The organism is Candidatus Accumulibacter phosphatis (assembly GCF_000024165.1).
Classification (GTDB): domain Bacteria; phylum Pseudomonadota; class Gammaproteobacteria; order Burkholderiales; family Rhodocyclaceae; genus Accumulibacter; species Accumulibacter phosphatis.
In genome coordinates, this window is the sequence record NC_013194.1 from 2655181 (window position 1) to 2678599 (window position 23419).

Here is a 23419-nt window from a genome sequence, read left to right on the forward strand (position 1 = left end):
CCGCGGCGCGGCGCTCACGGGCGCGCAGCGCCCGTCGATTTTTCCGGCACCATCGTGAACCGCAGCCCGGCAAAGACATGTCGGCGCAGGCCCCAGGTGTCCGCCTGGCGCACGTGATTCACCCAGGCCTTGACGCTGGCATCCAACTCGGCAAAGCTGATGTGCCCGGCGAGGTAGTCGTCGAGTCGGCCGCTGAGGCGGCTGGTGGCGCCGCGCACCTTGCGTGCCTTGACCCGGCGGTAGCCTGGAAAAACGACGAAACCGAGCCAGGGAATGCCGTTCTCCACCGGCACCACCTGCGCGGGCCCCTCATGGATCGTCAGCCGCAAGCGTGCCAGGCGTTCGACGATCGCGCGCTTCCACGCCCACAACTCGCGCTTGCTGTCGCTGAACAGGGCAAAGTCGTCCACGTAGCGCAGGTAGGCGGCCCAGCGCAGTTCGCGCGTGACGAACTGGTCGAACGGATGCAGATAGCAGTTCGACCAGAACTGCGAGGTGAGATTGCCGATCGGCAGGCCGCGCGGCCGACAGGCGGCGAGCAGGTCGTCGCCCGGGAAGTAGACCGTGGCGTACTCCTCGTCGAGCACGCCGGCGCCACTGGCGATGATGCGGTCGATCAGCGCCATGAGGTCCGCTTCGGGGACGACGCGCGCCAGTATCGCGTGCAGAACCTGGTGGTCGATCGAGGGGAAGTGTTTGACGATGTCGGCCCGCAACACATAGCGATGACGCTGTGCGAAATGCTGCAGCCGGTCGATGGCCCGGTGCGTCCCCTTTCCCCTGCGGTTGGCGTAACTGTCGGCAATGAACAGGCGCTCGAAGCGTGGCTCGATCACGTTGCACAGGGGGTGGTGCACCACGCGGTCGCGAAACGGTGCCGCACTGATCTTGCGCCGCTTCGGCTCGTGGATGAAGAAGTTGAGGTAGCCGCCGGGGCGGTACTGACCGGTTTCCAGCTCGCGCTTGAGTTCCAGCAGGCGGTCGGCGAGCGCGAACTCGAAGCACGCATGGCCGCTCTGCGCAAGGCGGACTTTGCCTTGTCGCGGCTCAGGCTCTACCTGCGGCTTGCCCACCAATGGCGCTGGCTGAATACCGGCCAGTACGAGCACGTGAGCGGTCTCGTTGCCGAGATTGGCCGGCTGCTGGGCGGCTGGCTGAAGCAGACGGCGAAATAGGGGCGGGGCGCCTCGGGGTCGAGACCCGGGAGGCGCCCCTCTTCAGTATGCGCCCGACGGCCGGATGGCCGTGCGGACGGGACTCGCCCGAGCCATCCACAGTTCCTTCGCCTCGGCCGCGCAACCGTGGTCGCACGACATTTCCGGAGCGCCCTGGGGCGCCTCTCGCGCCCCGATGTACCAGGCAGCGGACGCAAAGGACTACTCGATGTGGGAGACACACAACACCCGAAAGCCGAGATTGTTGTTGCGGTTGCCGGGATGGGTGCTGTTGCGGTAGGCACAGCGCGCGTTCTCACGGTTGTTGTTCCACGAGCCGCCGCGCACCACGCGCCGGACCTTCCCAGGAAGCCCCGCCGGCTTGCGCCGGCAAGTGGAGTATTAGCCGTCTGCCGACGCGAGACAAGCCCGACGGGCGAAAAAATTTCGCGCGAAGCGCCGCTGCGCGGCGCGTCAGAGAAGCAGCAAACCAGAAGAACAGAGACCAGTGCGCCGGTGGTCAGCGCTTCAAGGGATGGGGGAGACACACAACACCCGAAAGCCGAGATTGCGGCCGCGGTCGCCGGGAAGGGGGTAGTCGCGGTAGGCACAACGCGCGAGCCCACGGTTGAAGTCCCACGAGCCGCCGCGCACCACGCGCCGGCCATCGCCATCCTTGGAATTCTCGCGGCCGTCGTCGGCCCGATAGGGATAGGACCGGTAGAGGCTGCTGGTCCATTCCCACACATTGCCGCTCATGTCCGCGATACCTTGCGGCGTGTCGCCAGCGGGAAACACGCCTGCCGGCGTCGTGCCGCGCACATGGCTTTCGAAGCTGTTGCAGCGACTGGGGTCAAAGTCGCCTTCCCAGGGATAGCGCCGCTCCGCCCGGCCACGCGCGGCCGCCTCCCACTCGACCTCGCTCGGCAGCCGATAGTCCTGCCCGGTCTGCGCCGAGAGCCAGGCACAGTAGGCGCGCGCCTCGTGCCAGCAGACGCCCACCACGGGCTGGGCAGGGTGGTTGTACGCCGGGTCGTGCCACAACAGCGGTTGCGTCTGCACATCTGACGAGAACCAGCTGGCGAGCAGCGCCTCGAAGTCGCCGTCGGCCATCTCGACGTACCACTGCGTAAAGTCCTGCGCTTCCTTCGAGGTGATCTGCCCGGCCGCGAGCCAATCGTCAATCTGTGCCGGGTTGTCGCGCACGGCCTGTCGGAAGTTGCGTGCCGCCTCCCTGGGACCGTCGGCGATTCCCTCGCCGCGCTGCCAGCGTCTTGCGGCCTCGGTGCGCCACCAGCGCTCGTTCTGGTAGCCGCCGGCGTCGATGAACAGCCGCCACTCGGCATTGGTGACCGGGAAGCGGCCGATTGCGAAGGCCTCGACAGGCACGTCGTGGGCCGACGCTTCGTCGGCGTACAGCCCCTCGTCGCTGCCGATGCGGTACGTTGCGGCTTCGATGGCCACCAGCGGCGGCCGCAGGTAGTCGCCGTGGGGCCCGCGGCAGCGTTCGAAGCGCGGGTCGCCCAGATCGCCCAGCGCCCGGCCGGCGGCGATGCGCGCGCGCAGATCGGCTTCCGGATCGCGGCTGCGCTCCATCAGACGGGCCTGGAGCAGCTCGACCGTATCGGGCCTTGTGCGATTCGTCGCGCGCAGGGCGGCCACGCAACGGGCGGCCAGTACCAGGTTGGCCTGCGCAAGAGCGCGCGCGAACGCGTCGGGATCGGCTGCCATGCTCGCCGCCAGTATCGTGGTTTCTTCCCATCCCGTCGGGTCGGGGGGAGGCAGCGGCTCGAAGTCCTGCAGCGTCGCGAGCTTGTCGGCAAGCGAGGGCCTGATGCGATCGGCGCGCCACTCGCTGCGCGCCAGTTCGGCGGCCGGCGCCGGTTGTGCCGCGAGTTGCCTGGCGGCGAAGTACTCCTGCAGCAGTTGGTGGGAGAAGCGCACCTGATCGGTCCGGCGTTCCTCGTCGAGTACCGCCAGTTGGGTACCCGCTTTCAGCAGATCTTCGGCGCGCGCGTGGTTGAGGTGCGCCAGTGCTTCGTCGAGCGTCACCATCACCTGCTTGCCGTCGCTACCACCAAAACGCTCCTGCATGGCGTAGGCGAGCGCCTGCAGGCTCGGGATCAGCGGCCCGTGTCGGGGCAGATCGTGGGCGTCTGACCACTCGCGGCCGGCGACGCGATCGCGATCACGGGTGTGCAGCACGCCGTCGCGCACGAACAACGGGTGCCGGCTGGCGATCTCGCGCTCCAGCGCGCGCCGGACAAAACCCGTGAACAGGGCGGCGCGCTCGCCGGCGACGCGTGGGTCGTAGACAAGCTGGTCGCTGAGCAGCTTGAGAAAGTAGGGCGTGCTGTAGAGATCGAGGAGGCCCTCGTCATTCCGAATCTCGGCCCAGGCGCCGTCGGCGTGATCAGCGGCATACAGACGCAGGAATTCCTCGATCTGTGACGGAGTCATTGGTTGCACGCGCACCTGCCGCACGTCGAGATCGTCCTTGACGCTCAGGGTTTCGCTGTAGTCGAGACTGCGACACGAAAACACGGCGCGGTTGCCGGGCGGGAAGTCGTCGCGCAGGAAGCGGCGCCATTGCTCGACGCGCGCGCGGAAGTCGTCCGGGTCGCGGTGGGGCATTTCATTGAGCGCGTCGAGCAGCAACAGGACGCGGCGCTGATCGAGCAGCACTGCCAGGTCGGGCAGGCCCGGCGCCTGCCGATGCCACTGCGCTTCCAGCCAGTCGAGCGGGCGCGGCGCATCTCGTGCCGGGTCCCTGTCGAGCGGATACGCGCCGAGCGATACGAAGAGCGAAACCTTGTCGCATTTGTCCGCAAGATGCTCGCGGGCGTCGTCAAGCTGCAAGCGTCGCAGCAGCGTGGACTTGCCGCAACCCGGTGCGCCGAGAAGCACCATCGCCCGCTCGGGAATCTCGGCCAGGACGTCGCGCAGATCAGTGTAGTCCTTCTCCCGTTCTTGGAACTGCAAGGCGTGCTCGCTGCGCATCATGTCCAGCAGCCGCAGGCGGACGAACCGGGTGTCGACCTGGCGCTCGGCAAGCGCGTGCAGCAGCGACTGGCGATAGTCGTACAGCGCCTGTGCGGCGGTCTCGACCAGCGGTGTCGGGTGGCCCGCCGCGCCCCGCGCGGCCTGCGGCGGGCCTAGCTGGGGTCCTGCGTGGTCAGGCAATCCCTGACGAAACGGAGCATTCCCCTGTAGATCTGCGCGCTCCGATCGGCCGGCTTGCAGATGCTGATGTGGTCTTCGTCCAGCGGAATGGCACGTTCACCCTTGATGTTGGGCTCCGCGCTGGTTTCATCGACGACCAGGATGCCCTTGGGTAGCTTGATGCCAAGCAGCGGAATCTCCGGGCGCAGCTCGCGCTTCTCGCAGTAGGTGCGGCAGACGACGGCGTGGTTCTCGAGGTACTTGTTGAGGAACCAGCCGTGCAACTCGCGCAGGCGCGGGTCATGGGCGCTCAGTTCCTTGACGTGTTCGTTGGTTCGATAGACGGCCGAAGCCAGTTCGGCGAAGTTGGCGATGTGTGCACCCGAGTGGGGGGTGGCGATGAAGGCGATGCCGCGCGTCTGCTTCAGGATCGATGCGAAGCGCTTGACGCCGAGGTCGTCCGCGTTGCGCAGGATCTGCTTGACGACGATGCCGCCCATGCTGTGGGTGATGAAGACCAAGGGGCGCTGCCCGAGGTCCTCGTTGTAGAGCAGGTCCAGAACCTGGTTGCCACGATCGGCGAGCGGCATCGATTCTTCCTTCCATTTTGACCCGCTCGCCGCGTAGCCGAGCGTCCAGATGCCGAGGTCCGGTACGTCCTCGGCCAGCCAGTTGGGCCAGAAGCTGGCGATGTTGTCCTTGTCGGACATCCACGTGGTCCAGGAATCGCCGCCCAAACCGTGGACGAACACCACATCCATGCGGCGCTGTGGATCGTCGCAACCGGCGACCTTCTGGAGATCGTGCCGGGCTTCGCTGTCTGGCAGGCGGGTAATCAGCATGGGTAACTCTCTCTTCTTCCCTGGCGTTGTTGTTGGTTCTGGCGGACACGACAGCGCTGGCGCCGTTCGCTCCGGTCGGAGTTGCAAGCTGGCCAGCGGCGCCATTCCGAGGTGGCGCAGGACGTCATGATAGACCTTGACCAGCGTGGCATGCCGTGCCTCCGGCGAGAGTACCGCCAGAGGCACGGCGCCCGCGCCGCTCGCCGCCATGAGGTGCGCGACCGGCGACGTGGCGATGGCCATGGCGCGGACCGGGAGCCACAGGATGAGCAACTGGCCCTTGCGCTGTGCTTCCAGCGCGGGCTTGATCTCGCATTCGGCGGCGCCGCACTCGGGGCCGAAGTAGTCGTCGCTGGCCAGCATGATCATGATGCGGGCGCGCGCGACGTGATCGTCGATCTCCTTCCGGAAGTCGCGGCCGCTCGGAATCTGCGTGTCGTCCCAGACGCGGTCGTGCAGCCTGGAATCGGCATCGAGCACGTTGCGGAGCTGCGTGTGCCATTCTCGGTCGCGGTGACGGTAGCTGATGTAGACGAGATCGCGTGCCGGCCGGACCGCGCCTGACGAGGTCACCGCGGCTTGGCGGCATGGCTGGTCGAGTTGGTCGATCAGGGACTGGAACTCGGCTTTTCGCTCATTGCCCGCCGCGCTACGGACGGTGTCGAGCAGAATCGACAAGGCATGCCGCGAGCCGAGGCAACCCCGATCGAGCAGGCGGCGCACGCAGACGACCACGAAGTCGGCCGTGGCACCGCGCTGCGGGATGGTGTCGTAGACCTGCCGGTGCTCGGCATGAAATGCCAGCGTCAGCCAGGTGTCACGATGCTCCTCGGCCATGTAGGGCGTGAGCAACTGCGCGGCGCGCTTGAGGATGTCCATGCGTTCTTGTGCAGCCCTGGCCATGCAAACAGAATGGCAAGGATATTACCGCAATCCGCGGCGAGTCAGCGACTCGCTGGTTCTTCGCCCGAATTCTTCGTCCGACTCTTCGCCCGACTCTTCGCCCGGTCTCTCGCCAGGTTTTCCGTGGGAGTGCCGACACTGTCGCCGATCAGGCGGAACGGAGGTGGTGTCGACCACGATTCCGCGCCGCCATCGGCGACGTGTGCTGCCCTGGCGTGAGTCGCTACGGCGGCCTTATTGCTGCTTGGCGCCTTCAGTCAGACGACGTCCCAGCGAAACGGCGTAAGGCGCCGCACGTGCCGCCAGCAGCGGGTCGGCCGACGGCACCACACCCTTGGGCATGACCATGGGGTTGTAGGTGATGCTCAAGCAAGCGCCGCCGGCGTCTGGCGACACCGAAGTGACCTTCAACGTCCCCAGCGTGACTTTCTTGCGGCCCTCGGGCAGCGGTATCGTGGCGTTGTCGATCCGGTCACCCGGCTGGGCCAACTCCAGATTGAAGTGGAATGCCACCTTGCCGTCCTTTACGCGCTGGCGCAGGTCATCGAACAGAAAGCTCGGGCCTTTGGCCTTGGCTTCTTCGTCGGTCAGTCCGTGAACGCCGCCGATGGGCTCGAAGACCCACTTGCCATACTGCGTCACACCACTGGCATTGACGAAGCCATGGCCATGGACGCCCCAGTAGTTGACGCTGCCAAAACTTGCCGGAACGGGCTGCGACGCGAAATGCTTGCCCAACAGAAGCACTTCGGGGTTGGCATCGTTGAAGGCCTTGACCTTGGCCGGATCGGCTTGCTTGGTGGCGGGGTCGGGCTGACGCGACGCCACCAGCGCCAAGAATTGCTGCGGCGACGAGGCACCAAACACTGGCGCCGAGATGTTGCCCATCTGCCATTGTTCACCGTCCGGCAGATCGAACTGGAGCGCCAGATTGCGCTGGGTCCTGGTGTTGTCCGCGGCCTTCGGGTTGGCTCCGCCGACCGAGAATCGCACCAGCACCGGGATCGGTTTGCCGCTGAAGACCGATGCGGTGGACAGGGCGCGGGCATCCGCGGTGCCGACGAATTCGCCCACCGCACAGATCCCTTTCGCCCCGGAGCGCCGATAGCCTTCGAACTTGCCGAAAGTGGCCTCGAACTGGTCGATGAAGGCCGACGGATCAACTTCTTGGGGAGCCGGCGATTGTGCCAGAGCGCTCATTGAGAGGAGGGAGGTGCCGGCGGCTAGCGCGCAAGACATCATGGTTTTCATGAATAGGGACTCCAGTGTGGTTATCAAGATTGGGAACGCGCCGAAAGCCGGGAGGTGGCGATACGGCGATCGTGGCAGTTAGTCTCGCGACGCTTCGCGACCTTACAAGGCGATCTCGTCCCTGTCCCGACTCCCGGCAATGAAACACCCGGCACACGGCCGGGTGCGGAGCGGAGGGCTTTGGCCGATTTGCGGTCTGGCCAGAGCAGTTCTCTACGCAGGCTGCTGCTGGGTTCGGCCAATCGCCGACTTTTCCTTGCCTGCGCCGAGTAGCCTGCAGGCGAACAGCGCGAGGAACAGCGTACCGACGGCGAAGACAATGTCTCCCGGCACGCGCAACCAGACGAAGCCTTCCATCATCGTGCTGTGCACGAAATCCGGCGAACGCGCGAACCAGACACCGTGCGTGATGCTCGCCCAGGCCTGGGCGATCCCCGCGGGTACCAGCGACATGAAGACCATCATCGCCAGGCCGATGTTCACCGGCCAGAAGGTCCAGGCAAGCATCGTGTCGGACCACGCGGCACGCGGGAACAGCTCGCGCAGGCAGAAGAGCATCAGGCCGATGCCGAGCATGCCGTACACACCGAACAGCGCGGCGTGGCCGTGGGCGGCGGTCATGTTCATCCCCTGCATGTAGTAGAGCGCGATCGGCGTGTTGATCGAGAAGCCGAGCAAGCCGGCGCCGATCACGTTCCAGAAGCCGACGGCGATGAAGCAGAGGATGGGCCACTTGTAGGCGGCCACCCACTCTGCGGCCTGCGAGCGCTGGTAGTTCCTGTAGGCCTCGACGCCGAGCATGGCCAGCGGCACCACTTCGAGCGCCGAGAACATCGCGCCGATGGCGATCACCGAAGTCGGCGTACCGGTGAAGTAGAGGTGGTGCAGCGTACCGAGGATGCCGCCGAAGAGGAAGATGATCGTCTCGGCGATGATCGCGGTATTCGCCGTCGCGGCGCGGATCAGGCCGAGGCGGGTGAACAGGAGCGCGATGACGGCAGTGGCGAACACCTCGAAGAAGCCTTCGACCCACAGGTGCACCAGCCACCAGCGCCAGTACTCGATCATCGAGTAGTGCGTGTGCCGGCCCCAGGTCAGCGAGGTGGCGTAGAAGCCGCCGATGCACATCGCCGACAGGAAGACCATGGCGATCAGGGCGCGTGATTCGGAAGGCGTCTTCAGCGCCGGCCACAGGCCGCGGCCCAGCAGCGTGACCCAAAGGAGCAGGCCGACGAACAGCAGGATCTGCCAGACGCGCCCCATGCTGGTGAATTCCAGACCCTGATTGCCAATCCAGAAGGCGTACTCGTTGCCCAGGCTTTGCAGCGTGCCGATCCAGCCGGTGGCGGTGGAGCCGGCGACGATGAAGAGCAGCGCGTAGAAAAGCAGGTTGACGCCGAGCTTCTGGTACTTTGGCTCATGGCCCGAGATGGCCGGCGCGATGTAGAGGCCCGTGGCCAGCCAGGCGGTGGCGATCCAGAGCACGGCGAACTGGGTGTGGATGGTGCGGCTGACGGTGAAGGGCAGGATCTGGCCGATCGGGATGCCGAACAGTGCCGTGCCTTCGACGGCGTAGTGCGCGGTGAGCACGCCCATGCCTACCTGCGCCAGGATCAGCGCGATGACGACGAAGAAGTACTTGCGGGTGGCCAGCATCGAAGGCGTCGGCTGCAGACTGAACAGCGGATCGGCCTTCGGCGGCAGCGGGTCGCTTTCCTCGTGGCGCGAATGGAAGAAGATCATCGCGGCGATGGCGCCGATCATCAGGATGATGCTGGCGATCGACCAGATGCCGGTGCCCGCTGTCGGCGTGTTGCCAACCAGCGGTTCATGGGGCCAGTTGCTGGTGTACGAGAGGCCCGTCTCGCCCGGGCGGTCGGTCGTTGCCGACCAGGCGCTCCAGAAGAAGAAGGCGGCCAGCGCCTCGCGGTCGGCCACATCCTTCAGCATGGCAGGCAACATCGCGTACTGCTCGCGCAGTCCGGTCAGCGACGCTTCGTCGCCGAACAGACCGATGTAGTGCCTGGCGACCTGTTTCACCGCTGCGGCGCGTGCGTCGGAGAGGGTGATGACGTTCGTCGCCGCGTCATGCGTGTTGCGGCGCATCTCTTCCTTCAAATGCGCGTCGAGTGCCGCCTGCTGGCCGACCTGCAGGCTGGCGTAGGCAGTGCCGTGCTGCTGCTGCGCGCGCAGTTCGCGCAAGGCGATGGCCTCACGGTGCAGCCAGTCGGCCGACCAGTCCGGTGCCAGGTAGGAACCGTGCCCCCATACCGAACCGAGTTGCTGGCCGCCGGCGGCGAGCCAGGCTTCCTGTCCGCGCTGGACGCTGCCTTCGGCGAAGAGGGTCTCGCCCTTGTTGCTGACGACCTGCCTGGGGATCGGTGGTGCGCTGACGTAGATCTCGGTGCCGACCCAGCCGAGTGCGGCGAAGGAGAGCACACAGATCGCCGCCAGCCAGATCCAGAGCCTGCGTGTGGCGTGCATGTTGAATGTCCTTTCTCAGTAGTGAATGATGGAGACCATGGAGGCCGAGCTAGCGCCAGCGCCTCCATAAGATGCATATTATTTGACTCTTTCGAAAGATGCAAACACTTTGCATCTTATGCGGCGATCGGCCGCATCCAGAGTGGTCAGACGGTCGCGTATCAGGCGGTGACGATGGGGAGGAACTTGAGGATGCTGCGCTCGCTCTTGCCGACGAGATCGGCCAGCGTCATCTCGTCGAGGACCTGGAGGAAGGCGGCGAGCGCCCTGGCGAGCCCGACCTTGAGCTTGCAGTCGGGATCGAGGATGCACTGGCAGCCGGAACCGAAGCATTCGACGAGACACATGCCCGGCTCCATCTGTCGCACCACGGCACCAACGATGATCTCGCCTGGCGCCCGCGCCAGCCGCAGGCCGCCGCCCTTGCCGCGCAGGCCCTCGACGAAGCCCGCCCGAATCAGTGCATTGACCACCTTCATCAGGTGATTGCGCGAGACACCAAAACGCTCGGCAATCTCCTGGATGGTCACCAGGCGGTCCCCGCTGGTGCCGAGATAGATCAGGGCGCGGAGCGCGTAGTCGGTGTGCTGGGTGATGTACATGGTGATGGGGGACGGTGGCTGGGCGATACATCGTACAGAGGTGCCGCTGCCATGGCCAGCACCCCGAGGTCCGGCGATCTGCTGGTGCTCGGCCGGCAGCCCGGCGAGATCGTGCAGTCGCTGTCCAAGCGCCGTCGGCATCAAGAGGACGCTGCCGCCGGGATCCGGCTTGACGTTCTCGCGCGAGTCGTCGGTCGTGATCCAGGCTCATCGGCAGTGGTCGTCATGGCCGGCTCGTGCGTGAACCGAAACAGCGGCCAGCGGGCAGGACTCGCACGCCTTCCTCAGTGAATCGACTGGTGCTTTCGCCACTCCACCGATACCTCGGGATACCGCCGCAGATAGGTGTTCACCGCCTCGCCGATGGTCGGGAAGAAGACGTCGGCGCCGAGCCGCGAGAATAGGCCGAAGCGCTTCAGCTTGTGCTGGACGGGATCCTTCATTTCGGCGAAGCACAGTTCGATGCCGGCCGCCTGCTGTGTCTCGTCGAGCCTGGCGACGATGTCGGCGGCGGCGACGTCGACGCTGGTGACGGGTTCGCACGTGATCACCAGCCAGAGCACCGGCGTCGGCAAGGCAGCGACGGCATCGAGGGAGCGCTCGTGAAACCATTCGGCGTTGGTGAAAATCAGTGGCGCTGCCCAGCGAAAGAGGACCAGACCGGGGATCAGCCGGGCTTCCGGGTAGCGCGAGATGTCGTGGTCGCCATTGATCCCCTTGACGCGGCCCAGCACGGCGGAGTCCGGGCGCTAGCCATCCCAGAGAAACTCGATGACGGCCAGCGCGATCGCCAGGCCGATGCCGGGAATGGCGCCGAGAACGACCACGCCGACAGCGCAGCCGATCGACAACCAGAACTCCCAGCGCTGGATGCGGTAGATGCGTTTGAGGTCCGCAACCTCGAACAGGCCGACGGCCGCCGCGATCACGACGGCGGCCAGCGCGGTGTTCGGCAGGTACTGGAGCAGGTTTGGCGCCAGCAACAGGGGCAGGGCAACGGCCAGGGCGCCGACGACGCTGGTCGGTTGCGTTCTGGCGCCGGCGGCCTCCGCGACCGGTGTGCGCGATGAACTGCTGCGGATCGGAAAGCCCTGGAAGAAGCCGGCCGCCAGATTGGCTACCCCCAGCCCGACCATCTCCAGGGTGCCGCCGCCGACCAGTAGCGCGGTCGGGTTGGTCTTGCCGGCCAGCAGGGCCTGGAAGAACGCCCAGAGCTTGTGCAGCGGATCGTCGGCGTTGACCGAGAAGCCGAAGAGTTTGGGCAGTTGGCTGATCAGCACGGTCAAAGCGATGCCGTTCATGTAGCCGTAGCGGATCGGTTTGGAGAGCAACTCGGTGACGAAGCCGAGACGGGCGACACCGGCCAGGATGCAGAGAACCCCCGATACGACCGCCATCATGCTGGCGAGAGCGACCGCGCGCAGCGGGTCGCCGGCGGACAGCGGCAGGACGACGGCGAGGATCAGGGCCGCCAGCGAGGAGTCCGGCCCGAGTACCATCGGGAGGAGGGCTGTCGTCAGACTTTGCATCACTGATGGCAGCGTATCCGGTGTCGAGCATGAGGCGGTCCAGCGCGAGGCAGGTGCGCAGCGTCGGCGCCGGCTGTTGTCGGGCGCGGCGCCCTGTGCCAGGCGAGGTGGCGAAGGTCGCCGCCTTGCGTGCCTGGGGCCGAGTCAGTGGTGAAGGGGTATTGTGCTGCCGTTGTCCGGCGACGTGCGATGCCGCCGGTCATGCGGCCCTGGCCGGCGGGCCGGGCTTTGACCTGGGGCGGCTTTCAGGGCTCTCTGGGGCGATGTACGGGACTCGAACCCGTGACCACTGGAATCACAATCCAGTGCTCTACCAACTGAGCTAACACCGCCGTTGTCCTGGCGCGCCCGGCGAGACTCGAACTCACGACCCCCGGCTTAGAAGGCCGGTGCTCTATCCGGTTGAGCTACGGGCGCAAATACGAGCTTTCCTTACGCTTGTTTCCTGCCGGTACCGCTTCTTGATTCTGGTGTAACTGGTCGGGGCGGTGGGATTCGAACTCACGACCCTCTGCTCCCAAAGCAGATGCGCTACCAGGCTGCGCTACGCCCCGAGAAGCTGCGCATTCTACCGGCTGGCACCGTTGGGGTCAATTGACTTGACGGTTCTGGCGAATGTCGGCCCTGCGGGCACGCAAAGCAGGGTCGGCCGGGCCCAGACCAGCACCTGCAGCCCTTGATAGCCCAGGTAGACGCCGACGAGCAGGATCAGCGCACCGGAAAAGTAGGGCGCCTGGCGGGCGAACTCGCCGAAGCCGCTCCAGCGGCGGGAAACGTGCTTGACACTCAGGGCCGCCAGCGCGCCCGACAGCACCATCGTCATCGCCAGACCGATGCTGAAGCACAGTACCAGCGTCGCGCCGAGCGTCAGTTCCTTCAGTTGCAGGCACAACAACAGCACGGTAATCGATGCCGGGCAGGGGATCAGGCCACCGGTCAGCCCGAACATGATGATCTGCCCGGTCGTCACTTGTCGATTGGCGAAGCGACGGCGGATGTCGTTGGCGTGTGCCAGCTCGTGCGGGTCCTGGTAGCCTGGCGCCGAGACATCAAGACCAGCGTAGTCCGCTATCGCGTGGTGGTAGTGGTGAGCGTGCCCATGCTCGACGAACTCCAGGTCGTAGTCATGGCTGTGATTCTGGTGACCCAGGCGCAGACGGGCGACGAACTCGTGTGGTTCGGGAATCGCCTGCTCTGATTCGACGAAGCCATCGCGCTGCACGAAGGAGAACAACTGGCGGCTTCCGTCCGGCCGTTCGGTCTCGATCCGCACCTGATCGGCCGTCCAGGCGTGGCCGTGTCCGCTCTCCCGGAACAGGCGGAAGCGCGGTGGCACGCCGTCCTCGAACACATCCAGCCGCAGCACGCCGTGACCGGTGTCGATGCGTTTGCTCTCGTCATGATGATCGCCGCGACCATCATGGTCGTGCTCGTCATCGTGGTCGTGCGCGGCAGGCTGCTGTTGCCGCCAGGTCCGCCAGATCATCCACAAGGCGACGCCGACGATCAGCACGGCGGACGCCACCTGGAGATAGGGCTCGCTGGACTCGGCATCCCATTGGCGGCCGAAATACATGCCGCCCAGCGCGATGACCCAGACCACTGCCGTGTGGGAGATCGTCGCCGAGATCCCCAGTAGAACGGCTTGCGCCAACGTGCCCCGGATGGCAACGATGAAGGCCGCCATCATGGTCTTGGAGTGGCCCGGTTCGAGGCCGTGAAGCCCGCCGAGCAGGATTGCGCTGGGGATGAAAAGCCAGGCGTTCGCCGTGCCCTGTGCCAGCAGCGTGGAAAAACTGGTCATCGTGCGCCTCAGAGGTACTTGGTGATGGCTTTGAACTCGCGGATCGTATCGTCCGCGCTCCGGGTACCGTCGCGCACCGCGTGCTCAAGGCAATGGTCGATGTGGTCATGCACCAGCGCCTTCTTGGCGCTGGCGACGGCACTCTCGACGGCCTGCAGTTGCTGGGCGATCTCCAGGCAATTGCGACCCTGTTCGAGCATGTTGAGGATGCTTCTGAGGTGGCCCTCAGCGCGCTTCAGGCGCTTGATGATTTCTGGATGTGACGTGTGCGTGCTCATGCGGTCGCATCCTATCCCCCTGGATAGGATGTGTCAAGGCGGGCGCGTTGGGGTGGCATCCGTCGAGCGCCACAGGGGCTGGTCGCTGGCGGTGCGGCAATGGCAAGCTTGGCGAAATGGCAGGCGAGAGTTACCTGCCTGCCTTCCTTGTCACCTGATCCGCGCTTGTGTAGAGTCCGCTGGCGGCAGCATCGTCAGGAACACGCCCGCGCCGGCGATGACGAAAGGTTCCCGCCCCAGGCGGGTGCCCTGTTCGGCGGTCTGCCAGCCTCCCACCAGCCCGCGAGACGGATAGAAGAATGAACAAAGCTCATGCCGCCCTGGCCGACTCTCCCGACCTTCCTCCCACACCCGTGGGCTTCCGGGAGGCCTTCATGTTCTGGCTCAAGCTCGGCTTCGTGAGCTTTGGCGGGCCGGCCGGGCAGATAGCGATGATGCATCAGGAACTGGTCGAGAAGCGTCGCTGGATCTCCGAGCGGCGCTTCCTGCACGCCCTCAACTACTGCATGCTGTTGCCCGGGCCGGAAGCGCAGCAACTGGCGACCTACATTGGCTGGCTGATGCATCGTTCGCTGGGCGGCATCGTCGCCGGTGCGCTGTTCGTCCTGCCCTCGCTGTTCATCCTGATCGCCCTGTCCTGGGTCTATGTCGCCTTCGGCGAGACGCCACTGGTGGCCGGGCTGTTCTATGGCGTCAAGCCGGCCATCACGGCGATCGTTGTTCAGGCCGCCCACCGCATCGGTACGCGGGCGCTGAAGAACAGGACCCTTGGGGCGCTGGCCGTGGCCTCGTTCGCCGCCATTCTGCTACTCGACGTGCCGTTCCCGGCGATCGTCGTCGCGGCTGCCGTGATCGGCGCCATCGGCGGGCGGCTGGCGCCCGGCAGTTTTGCGGCGGGAGGCGGCCACGGCAAGGCTGAACAGTCCTTCGGGCGCGCACTTATCGACGACGCAACGCCGACGCCGGCGCATGCCGTTTTTCGCTGGTCGGGCCTGGCACGCGTCGTCTGCGTCGGTGGGCTGCTCTGGCTGCTGCCGATGGCCGGGCTGACGGCACTTTTCGATTGGCATCACCCTTTGCCCCAGATGGCCTGGTTCTTCACCAAGGCGGCCTTGCTGACCTTCGGTGGGGCTTACGCGGTGCTGCCCTATGTCTACCAGGGCGCGGTCGTGCACTACGGCTGGCTCACGCCCACGCAAATGATCGATGGCCTGGCGCTCGGCGAAACGACGCCGGGTCCGCTGATCATGGTCGTCGCTTTCGTCGGTTTCGTCGGCGGTTACGGGCAGGCGCTTTTCGGTCCGGACAGCCGCTTCCTGGCGGGTGCGGTTGCCGCGTCGCTGGTCACCTGGTTTACCTTCCTGCCGTCGTTCCTCTTCATTCTGGCTGGTGGGCCGCTTGTCGAGAGCACGCACGGGGACCTGAAATTCACCGCGCCGCTCACCGCCATCACCGCCGCGGTCGTCGGCGTCATCCTCAACCTGGCGGTCTTCTTTGCCTATCACGTGCTGTGGCCCAACGGCCTCGCCGGCAACTTCGACTGGACCTCCGCGGCGATCGCGTTGGCGGCGGCGGTCGCACTTTTCGGCTTCCAGCGCAGCGTGATTCAGGTCATCGCCGGCTCGGCCGTGCTGGGTCTGATCCTCAAGACCCTGCTGGGATGACGCCAGGCCCAGGCAGGGCGTCTGGTCGTCGCTATGGAGTTGGCGGGCTGGGCGCTGGCGCGCTGATTCCGAATACCTGCTGGCGAATGCGGAACAACTCGTCACGCGCCGCGGCGGCCTTTTCGAACTCGAGGTTCTTGGCGTGCTCGAGCATGCTCTTCTCGAGCCGCTTCAGTTCGCGGGCCAGTTGCTTCTCGCTCATGGCTTCGTAGCTGGCCTGCTGCTGGGCCGCCTTGAGTTCGCGCTGGGCGTTGCCGGCGTCGTAAACGCCGTCGATGATGTCGGTGATGCGCTTGCTGACGCCGGTGGCGACGATGCCATGCGCTTCGTTGAAAGCCAGTTGCTTGAGGCGACGCCTTTCCGTTTCGGCAATGGCGCGGCTCATCGAGCCGGTCACCCGGTCGGCGTAGAGAATGGCGGTACCGTGCAGATGCCGGGCAGCGCGGCCAATCGTCTGGATCAGCGAGCGTTCGGAGCGCAGGAAGCCTTCCTTGTCGGCATCGAGGATCGCCACCAGCGAGACTTCTGGGATGTCGAGCCCTTCACGCAACAGGTTGATGCCGACCAGGACGTCGAACTTGCCGAGCCGGAGATCGCGAATGATTTCGACGCGCTCGACGGTGTCGATGTCCGAATGCAGGTAGCGGACGCGCACCTCGTGTTCGCCGAGGTAGTCGGTGAGGTCCTCGGCCATGCGCTTGGTCAGCGTGGTGACCAGGACGCGCTCGGCCAGGCTGACGCGCAGCCGGATTTCCGAGAGCAGGTCGTCGATCTGGGTCGAGGCGGGGCGAACGATCAGCACCGGGTCGACCAGACCGGTCGGACGAACCACCTGTTCTACCACCTGGCCCTGGTGCGCCGTCTCGTAGTCGGCCGGCGTGGCCGACAGAAAGATGGTCTGCCGCAGCAGCGCCTCGTATTCCGCGAACTTCAGCGGCCGGTTGTCGAGGGCCGACGGCAGGCGGAATCCGTAATTGACGAGGTTTTCCTTGCGCGAGCGGTCGCCCTTGTACATGCCGCCGACCTGGGGAATCGAGACGTGCGATTCATCGATGAACATCAGCGCGTCAGCTGGCAGATAATCGATCAGCGTTGGTGGCGGTTCGCCGGCCTGACGGCCCGAGATATGGCGGGAGTAGTTCTCGATGCCCTTGCAGAAGCCGATCTGGTCGAGCATCTCGAGGTCGAAGCGGGTGCGTTGCTCGATGCGCTGTGCTTCGACCAGGCGACCCTCGGCGTTGAAGGCGGCGATCCGCTCGGCCAGTTCCTGCTTGATCTTCTCGATCGCGCGCAGGACGGTCTCGCGGGGTGTGACGTAGTGCGATGACGGGAAGATGGTGAAGCGCAGCAGTCGGTTCTGCAGATGCCCGGTCAAGGGGTCGAAGAGCTGCAGGCCCTCGATCTCGTCGTCGAACAGCGAGATGCGGATCGCCTGTTCGGCGTGCTCGGCCGGAAAGACGTCGATCACGTCGCCACGAACGCGAAAGGTGCCGCGACGGAAGTCGGTTTCGTTGCGCTCGTACTGCATTTCCGCGAGGCGCTTGATCACTTCGCGCTGGCCGATACGGTCGCCGACGCGCATGGTGAGGATCATCCGGTGGTACTCGTCACGGTCGCCGATGCCGTAGATGCACGAGACGGTGGCGACGATCACGCAGTCGCGCCGTTCGAGCAGGCTCTTGGTTGCCGAAAGGCGCATCTGCTCAATGTGCTCGTTGATCGACGAGTCCTTTTCGATGTACAGGTCGCGTGCCGGAACGTAGGCTTCGGGCTGGTAGTAGTCATAGTAGGACACGAAATACTCGACGGCATTTTCGGGGAAGAACTCCCGGAACTCCGCATAAAGCTGCGCCGCCAGCGTTTTGTTGGGAGCCAGGACCAGCGCCGGACGGCCGGTGCGCGCGATGACGTTGGCCATCGTAAAGGTCTTTCCCGAGCCGGTGACGCCGAGCAGGGTCTGGAACGACAGGCCATCGGCGAGTCCTTCGACCAGCGCCGCAATTGCCGCAGGTTGATCCCCGGCCGGCAGGAAGGGCTGGGCGAGGCGAAACGGGCTACCCTCGAAAGTAATCAGGGGCGGTTCTTCGGGCGAACACTGGCGATCTGGCATGCTAGAATTCTACGTTGTTTCAAGGCCGGCCGTTGCCGTAGCGGCAAACGCCGGCTCGGCCAGAGCGCAAGCTTCTACGGCCTTCTTGTTCCGCCGGGGCCGCCAGCCATTCGTCCGCTCGGCCGGCCGCCTTCGCAAGGGTGCCCTCACTCAACTGTCTACTTGGGAAACACGCATGACCGCTTCCGTCTTCGCTGCCGTGGAAATGGCTCCACGTGATCCGATCCTCGGCCTTACCGAGGCATTCAACGCCGATACGCGCGCCACCAAGGTCAACCTCGGAGTGGGGGTTTACTTGGACGACAGCGGCAAGATTCCGCTGCTTGGGGCTGTCCGGACGGCCGAGAAGGCTCGCCTCGAAGCGCTGCCGCCGCGCGGCTATCAGCCGATCGACGGCCCGGTCGCCTACAACCAGGCGGTACAGAGACTGCTGTTCGGGGAGGACTCGGCGCTCCTCAAGGAGGGGCGCGTGCTTACCATCGAGGCGCTGGGCGGCACCGGTGCGCTGAAGGTGGGCGCCGATTACCTGCGGCGACTGCTGCCCGACGCGACCGTCTTCATCAGCGATCCGAGCTGGGAGAACCACCGCGCGCTGTTCGAATACGCTGGTTTCGCCGTGCAGACCTACCCCTACTACGATTCGCTCACCCGTGGCGTCAATTTCGACGCCATGATCGCCGGCCTGAACGCCTTGCCGGCGGGCTCGATCGTCGTTCTGCACGCCTGCTGCCACAATCCGACTGGTGCCGATCTCGACGCCGCGCAGTGGGGCGCGGTCATCGAGGTGATCGGGGCTCGTGGTCTCGTGGCTTTCGTCGACATGGCCTATCAGGGGTTCGCCGACGGCATCAGTGAGGATGCGCTGGCACTCGACCTGTTTGTGGCGTCGGGCCTGCAATTTCTGGTGGCCAGTTCGTTTTCCAAGTCCTTCTCCTTGTACGGCGAGCGGGTTGGCGCGTTGTCGGTGGTGACCGCCAACCGGGACGAAGCCACCCGGGTGCTGTCGCAGATCAAGCGCATCGTCAGGACCAACTACTCGAGCCCACCGACGCATGGCGGCGCGGTGGTTGCTGCGGTGTTGGCCAGCCCGGAACTGCGCCGCGTGTGGGAAGGGGAACTCGCCGAGATGCGCGCGCGCATCCTCGCCATTCGCGCCAGCCTGGTCGACAAGCTCGAGGGCAGGGGGGGTGCCCAGGATTTCGCCTTCATCGCCAGGCAGCGCGGCATGTTCTCCTATACGGGTCTGAGCGTCGAGCAGGTCGATCGCCTGCGTGAGCAGTACGGCATCTACGCAGTAAGCACTGGGCGCATCTGTGTCGCGGCGCTGAACACGCGCAACATCGACTACGTCGCCGAGGCCATCGCGGGGGTTCTCTAGAGCGGGCGTGGCGCGATGGTCAGGTCCGGCAGCGTCGTCGCTGCTGCCGGGCGGTGTGTCCGCCCCGGCGGAACGGCCGCCACGCCGACGTCGCCGCGGCTGATCAGTGTGCTGCTCCCTGGGTCTGTAGCAGCGGCGACTTGAGGGGCCCGTTGACCGACACCGACTTGGCGTTGTGATCGGCGCGTCCGCGCATCTGCACGTCCATGCGGCCACGAATCTGCAGGTCGCGGCTGATTTCCAGCTGACCCGTGGACTGCATCAGGCCGGCGTTGATGACCAGCCTGGAGAAGCGATAGGCGGTCGGGGTCAGCCTGATGGCGCCGGACAACTGTTCAAAGCGGGTTCCGCCACCGAGCGTTGCCGGCGTGCTCGACACCCGGCGAACCGCTTCGGGAAGATCGATGCCGCCAAGGACCCCCCGGTCCATCGTGAACTCGCCGTCCGCGTAGAGCGCCAAGAGTAGCGTCGGCCAGCTTTCCGCGGTTGCCGAGAACTTGAGTCTGCCGGCTGCCTGGCCCTCGAACTGTCCGCCAATTCCGAACGCCTCGCCGAATCGCTTGGCATCGATGCGCTCGAACGACATCTCGCCAGCCAGGGCCGGTTGTCGCTCGGCGCGCAAGATGGCCGTCCCCTCGGCCAGGCCGCCAAAGATTCGCAGTTCCATACGCTCGATGACGAAGGCGTTGCCGAGGATCTCTCCCTTCACGGTCAGCGAGTCCATCAAGTAAGGCGACTGCGGTGCCGGGCGCCAACCGAGCCCCTCCAACTGGATCGCCACCCCACCAGCGATCGGCCTGGCCTCGAGCTGCAGGTTGCGATCGGGGGAATGCAGCGATACGGACTGGAGGAGCCCATCGGTGGACAGTCCGAACTCACCCTTCATCTCGTCGACGCCCAGCCCCGAGAAGGAGATCTCGGCCTTGTCGAGGGCCACATGCGATACTCCGGCCCTGGCTGACCCGCGCGCCGCCGACTCCAGCATCCGCGCAAGACTTCCCATGGTTTCGGCGGTCAACTGGATTCCGCTCAGCTGCACGTTGCGGAACACGATCCGCGGGGACAGCAGGGTAGCGAGTGCAGGTTGCAGGCGCATCTCGGCAACTCGGACAACGTTCCCTTCAGTTTCGGCGCCGAGGACGACCTTGCCGAGCAGCAAGCCGGGTTGGGGATAGAAGCTGACGCGCATTTCCCCGACCTTGGCGGGCTCGCCGGTGCTTTGCGCGAGAGCGCCTTCGACGGCGGGCAGATAGAGCGCATAGGGGAAGAACATCGCCGTCAGGAAGACGACGACCGCCAGCAGTAACAAGCTCAGCATGCCGAGCAGCGGCCAGCCCAGACTGCGGATCTTACCGGCGCGCCGTATCGGTGCGAGGTCAGGCTGATCCATCGGCGTCCGCCGACTCGCACGTGCCCGCCAACGAGCCAGCAGCGACGGGGTCTCCTGGTCGGTGCTCGCCCCGATACTGGGAGGCCATGGCGGCGTGACTGCGCCCTGGGCCACGAAAACGGTACCGGAGTCCGGGCCGCCGGAAGACCCGGGCGTAGACGACGGGGGTGGGAGAGTCTTCGCGTTCTCTCGGTCACCCGACAGTGAGAGGCTTCGTCTGGCCGTCATCCCCGGGGCTACTGACGGAATCAGGGCCGACTCATCCTTGTTGCCATAGGTCGAGAACTCGGACGGCGGCTGGACGGCGTTGGCCCTCGCCCGCCGCCCATGCCGGCCGCCTTGAGTCCAGGCAGGATCCTTGTCGTCGCGGCGCTGGATGAAGCCGTCGTGTTCGAGTTCGCACAGCGCGTTCTGGGTTAACAATGGATTGCCGGTGCGGTCACACAGCTCCGCCACGGTAGCGTTTCCGTCGACGAGGATAAGCACCATCCGGACATTTCTCTGGACGACCCGCGTACGCTGTTGCATGGCCTCCTCGCCGGAAGCGGTCTTCGCGTAAATCAGGTCGGGATCAATCGGTGTTGGGTCCATTCTTGTGGCAAGGCCTTGGCGTCAACGAATCGATGGGCACGGTTTCCGGCAAGGCCGAATTGTGCGCTTTGTTCGGGTGTGGGAAAAGCCGGAAAATGAGCGACGCGGCACCGATTGGTACGCCCATCGGCGCCGGCCAGCCGCACCAGTTGTCGCGACTTGCTGCGCAGCTTGCGCGCCAGTCGTGTGCCGGGCTTCGCCAATCGCCATGCGGGCGCGTGCCGTCGATCGATCACGATGATGCCTGTCGCTCCTTCTTCGCTCCATCGCCTCCTCCTGCAACAGGCGTCTGCCTAGGCGTCGATGGCCCCGACAAGCCGCGGCGTCAGTTGCCTGCTTCAGCTGCCTTTTTGACCCTCCGGCAGGCAGCCCAAGGGGGCTGGACCGCCACTCACCTCACGCGCCGTGGGCAATGGCCTGCGGCACGCCGGCGCGGGTTCGATGCTTGTTGACGAACAGCCTCCCAGTGACTAGAATGCCGCCTCGCGTGTTCCTCGATAGCTCAGTCGGTAGAGCGTCGGACTGTTAATCCGTAGGTCCCTGGTTCGAGCCCAGGTCGGGGAGCCAAGATCACCAACCAGCAAGCAGCCCGGCCATGCGCCGGGCTGCTTGCGTTCACGCCTTTCACTCGTCCTGGCGCGAAACACTGATCTGTCTTCGTCGCCTTCCCGACACCTTCACCCTTACAGGACAGCGCTTGCCCTCCTGACGCGTTTCCCGCGCGACTCCCAGCCAAGCATCGCAAGGAAATGTAACAGAAAAGCCCGCGCTTGATGATGCCGTTGCCGTCTGCGCTCCAGAAACCATGGTTGCCGTCGAGGTGGACCGGGCAATGGGGTGGGTCTATGCTAGTGGTTGTCAGGCTGGCTTCATCGCGGCCACCCCGTGCCCTTCAACGGCGAGCGTGGGCGGGCGATGGGCGGTTGAGCAAGACGCTGGTATTCAGTGGTAGGGGAGCGCGCAGGCGGGGGATGGCTCGTGAAGGGAGGTGATGGCATGTTGTTGCCGGCGCTGATTCGCTCGCGATGAGTTTGAGAATCGATCTGAGAAGCGCCATTCTGGCGCTTTCCGACGCCCTCGATCTGGTCGGCGTAAACGACTTCCAGCACGGCAAGCGCGTGGCCATGATCGCGCGCGAGACGGCGATCAACATGGGCTTGCCCGAGCGACGCCTGGACCGGCTGGTCTGCGGCTGTCTGCTGCACGACCTCGGCGTGTCATCGACCGCGGTGCAGCGTCGCCTGCTCAGGCAGGCCGACTGGGAAGACCGGCACATTCACTGTGAGACGGGGTATCGGCTGTTGCAGCCTTTCAGTCATTTGTCGCTGGTTTCCCGGGCGGTCCGCTATCACCATACGCCCTGGGTCGACCTGCCGGCCGATCTCGGCGAGACCGACGCTCTCGACAGCAATCTGATCCTGCTCGGGGACCGGGTCGACGGCATGTTGCTGCAGCGCGGATTGGACAACCCGCTGTTCAACCGTCCAGGGATCGTCGAAGCGATCGTCGGGCTGGCTGGCCGCGAACTCTTGCCGGAGGCGGTTGACGCTTTTATCGCGGTAGCCAGCCGAGAAGCGTTCTGGATTGCTCTGGCGCCGCGTCACGTCCAGTCGTATTTGAACGATTTGCCACTGTCCGAGTGGCGAATGACCATCGATTTCCCCATGTTCGGTCACGTCGCCCGTCTCGTTTCGACGATTGTCGATGCCAAGAGTCACTTCACCGCGGCCCACTCGCTCGGTGTTGCGCAGTTGGCCCGTCACCTCGGGCAGAGGTCGGGGCTGACGGCGGACTCCCTGGCGAAGGTCGAGGTGGCCGGTCTGATGCATGATGTGGGCAAGTTGTGCGTTCCCGATGAGATCATCGACAAGCGTGCGCGCCTGACGCCTCTGGAGTTCTCGGTGATGGAGCGGCACAGCTTCGAGACCTATCAGATTCTGCGGCATGTTCCCGGGCTCGAGCAGGTTGCCGAATGGGCCGCCTTTCACCATGAGGCACTCAATGGCCAGGGCTATCCTTTTCGGCGCAGCGCCGCACGCCTGTCGACCGAGGCGCGAATTGTCGCGGTTGCCGATGTTTTCCAGGCCCTGGCCCAGGAGCGTCCTTACCGCGGCCCGCAACCTGTCGACGTGATTGGCGGGATTCTCGGCGAGTTCGTCAAGCGCGGGGTTCTCGACGGCGATCTGGTGGCCTTGGCCTGTGAGGACCTCGACGGCAGCTGGCGTGCCGCCACGCTGCCCTGGTCGGGCGATGGCGGCGGGGGTTGAGCCGCAGCGG

At 65.4% G+C, this 23419-nt stretch carries 14 protein-coding genes, 4 tRNA genes and 2 pseudogenes; 5 read left to right on the top strand and 15 right to left on the bottom strand.

Translation table 11 applies throughout. From position 1 onward, the window contains the following. Window positions 1-14: 14 nt before the first annotated feature. Window positions 15-977 (bottom strand): RNA-directed DNA polymerase, encoded by a 963-nt coding sequence (locus tag CAP2UW1_RS11575; RefSeq protein ID WP_291914353.1) that lies wholly within the window; start codon window positions 975-977, stop codon window positions 15-17. On the opposite strand from CAP2UW1_RS11575, the gene CAP2UW1_RS25555 reads away from it, so the two are divergent. After that, complete coding sequence (locus CAP2UW1_RS25555; protein WP_199931455.1) at window positions 906-1175, top strand: four helix bundle protein; 270 nt, start codon at window positions 906-908, stop codon at window positions 1173-1175. The two genes, CAP2UW1_RS11575 and CAP2UW1_RS25555, sit on opposite strands and share 72 nt — an antisense overlap. 201 nt (window positions 1176-1376) lie before the next feature. Here CAP2UW1_RS25555 and CAP2UW1_RS25560 read toward each other — a convergent pair. The 12 genes and pseudogenes from CAP2UW1_RS25560 to CAP2UW1_RS11635 all read right to left on the bottom strand — a co-directional run. Beyond that, window positions 1377-1511: pseudogene (locus CAP2UW1_RS25560) on the bottom strand (SUMF1/EgtB/PvdO family nonheme iron enzyme); the annotation flags it as partial. Between the two features lie 171 nt (window positions 1512-1682). Beyond that, window positions 1683-4337, bottom strand: coding sequence for an SUMF1/EgtB/PvdO family nonheme iron enzyme (locus tag CAP2UW1_RS23790; protein WP_015766800.1), 2655 nt, complete (start codon window positions 4335-4337; stop codon window positions 1683-1685). After that, complete coding sequence (locus CAP2UW1_RS23795; RefSeq protein WP_015766801.1) at window positions 4310-6037, bottom strand: TIR domain-containing protein; 1728 nt, start codon at window positions 6035-6037, stop codon at window positions 4310-4312. The genes CAP2UW1_RS23790 and CAP2UW1_RS23795 overlap by 28 nt, the downstream gene beginning before the upstream one ends. Window positions 6038-6295: 258 nt before the next feature. Continuing rightward, window positions 6296-7312: a catalase family peroxidase gene (locus CAP2UW1_RS11590; protein ID WP_015766802.1), complete on the bottom strand. Its 1017-nt coding sequence runs from the start codon at window positions 7310-7312 to the stop codon at window positions 6296-6298. 213 nt (window positions 7313-7525) lie between these two features. Next, complete coding sequence (locus CAP2UW1_RS11595; protein ID WP_015766803.1) at window positions 7526-9796, bottom strand: nitric-oxide reductase large subunit; 2271 nt, start codon at window positions 9794-9796, stop codon at window positions 7526-7528. 161 nt (window positions 9797-9957) lie between these two features. Beyond that, entirely contained in the window at window positions 9958-10398 is a 441-nt protein-coding gene (locus CAP2UW1_RS11600; RefSeq protein WP_015766804.1) for an Rrf2 family transcriptional regulator, read from the bottom strand. Between the two features lie 284 nt (window positions 10399-10682). Continuing rightward, a pseudogene (locus tag CAP2UW1_RS24545) lies at window positions 10683-11897 on the bottom strand (SulP family inorganic anion transporter); the annotation flags it as partial. A gap of 286 nt (window positions 11898-12183) precedes the next feature. Then, window positions 12184-12259, bottom strand: a tRNA-His gene (locus tag CAP2UW1_RS11615). 8 nt (window positions 12260-12267) lie between these two features. After that, window positions 12268-12344, bottom strand: a tRNA-Arg gene (locus CAP2UW1_RS11620). A 60-nt stretch (window positions 12345-12404) separates the two neighbouring features. Continuing rightward, window positions 12405-12481, bottom strand: a tRNA-Pro gene (locus CAP2UW1_RS11625). A 14-nt stretch (window positions 12482-12495) separates the two neighbouring features. Beyond that, complete coding sequence (locus CAP2UW1_RS11630; protein ID WP_015766805.1) at window positions 12496-13731, bottom strand: nickel/cobalt efflux transporter; 1236 nt, start codon at window positions 13729-13731, stop codon at window positions 12496-12498. A gap of 8 nt (window positions 13732-13739) precedes the next feature. Next, window positions 13740-14009: a metal-sensing transcriptional repressor gene (locus CAP2UW1_RS11635; protein WP_015766806.1), complete on the bottom strand. Its 270-nt coding sequence runs from the start codon at window positions 14007-14009 to the stop codon at window positions 13740-13742. Window positions 14010-14308: 299 nt separating this feature from the next. Here CAP2UW1_RS11635 and chrA point away from each other — a divergent pair, with 299 nt between their 5' ends. Then, the gene (chrA, locus tag CAP2UW1_RS11640) at window positions 14309-15673 is read left to right on the top strand and encodes a chromate efflux transporter (protein ID WP_015766807.1); all 1365 of its coding nucleotides are present in this window, start codon (window positions 14309-14311) and stop codon (window positions 15671-15673) included. Between the two features lie 31 nt (window positions 15674-15704). Here chrA and uvrB read toward each other — a convergent pair whose 3' ends face one another. Further along, on the bottom strand, window positions 15705-17783 hold the full coding sequence (gene uvrB, locus CAP2UW1_RS11645) for an excinuclease ABC subunit UvrB (RefSeq protein ID WP_015766808.1): 2079 nt from the start codon (window positions 17781-17783) through the stop codon (window positions 15705-15707). A 175-nt stretch (window positions 17784-17958) separates the two neighbouring features. Between uvrB and CAP2UW1_RS11650 the strand changes: the two genes are divergently transcribed. Beyond that, window positions 17959-19161 carry an amino acid aminotransferase gene (locus CAP2UW1_RS11650; protein WP_015766809.1) on the top strand — a complete coding sequence of 401 codons (1203 nt, stop codon included), beginning with the start codon at window positions 17959-17961 and terminating at the stop codon, window positions 19159-19161. A gap of 103 nt (window positions 19162-19264) precedes the next feature. Here CAP2UW1_RS11650 and CAP2UW1_RS11655 read toward each other — a convergent pair whose 3' ends face one another. Next, window positions 19265-21142: an AsmA family protein gene (locus CAP2UW1_RS11655; protein ID WP_015766810.1), complete on the bottom strand. Its 1878-nt coding sequence runs from the start codon at window positions 21140-21142 to the stop codon at window positions 19265-19267. Between the two features lie 491 nt (window positions 21143-21633). On the opposite strand from CAP2UW1_RS11655, the gene CAP2UW1_RS11665 reads away from it, so the two are divergent. Together CAP2UW1_RS11665 and CAP2UW1_RS11670 are read left to right on the top strand one after the other, a co-directional pair. Further along, window positions 21634-21709: transfer RNA gene (locus CAP2UW1_RS11665), tRNA-Asn, on the top strand. Between the two features lie 458 nt (window positions 21710-22167). Then, on the top strand, window positions 22168-23409 hold the full coding sequence (locus tag CAP2UW1_RS11670; protein WP_015766811.1) for an HD-GYP domain-containing protein: 1242 nt from the start codon (window positions 22168-22170) through the stop codon (window positions 23407-23409). Window positions 23410-23419 lie beyond the last annotated feature (10 nt).

What these genes read in the sequence shown, in the direction of transcription:
- CAP2UW1_RS11655 (WP_015766810.1), bottom strand. Translation starts at nt 21,142, where the DNA reads ATGGACCCAACACCGATTGATCCCGACCTGATTTACGCGAAGACCGCT.
- CAP2UW1_RS11630 (WP_015766805.1), bottom strand. Translation starts at nt 13,731, where the DNA reads ATGACCAGTTTTTCCACGCTGCTGGCACAGGGCACGGCGAACGCCTGG.
- CAP2UW1_RS11595 (WP_015766803.1), bottom strand. Translation starts at nt 9,796, where the DNA reads ATGCACGCCACACGCAGGCTCTGGATCTGGCTGGCGGCGATCTGTGTG.
- chrA (WP_015766807.1), top strand. Translation starts at nt 14,309, where the DNA reads ATGAACAAAGCTCATGCCGCCCTGGCCGACTCTCCCGACCTTCCTCCC.
- CAP2UW1_RS11670 (WP_015766811.1), top strand. Translation starts at nt 22,168, where the DNA reads ATGAGTTTGAGAATCGATCTGAGAAGCGCCATTCTGGCGCTTTCCGAC.
- CAP2UW1_RS11590 (WP_015766802.1), bottom strand. Translation starts at nt 7,312, where the DNA reads ATGAAAACCATGATGTCTTGCGCGCTAGCCGCCGGCACCTCCCTCCTC.
- CAP2UW1_RS11650 (WP_015766809.1), top strand. Translation starts at nt 17,959, where the DNA reads ATGACCGCTTCCGTCTTCGCTGCCGTGGAAATGGCTCCACGTGATCCG.
- CAP2UW1_RS11635 (WP_015766806.1), bottom strand. Translation starts at nt 14,009, where the DNA reads ATGAGCACGCACACGTCACATCCAGAAATCATCAAGCGCCTGAAGCGC.
- CAP2UW1_RS11600 (WP_015766804.1), bottom strand. Translation starts at nt 10,398, where the DNA reads ATGTACATCACCCAGCACACCGACTACGCGCTCCGCGCCCTGATCTAT.
- uvrB (WP_015766808.1), bottom strand. Translation starts at nt 17,783, where the DNA reads ATGCCAGATCGCCAGTGTTCGCCCGAAGAACCGCCCCTGATTACTTTC.
- CAP2UW1_RS23795 (WP_015766801.1), bottom strand. Translation starts at nt 6,037, where the DNA reads ATGGACATCCTCAAGCGCGCCGCGCAGTTGCTCACGCCCTACATGGCC.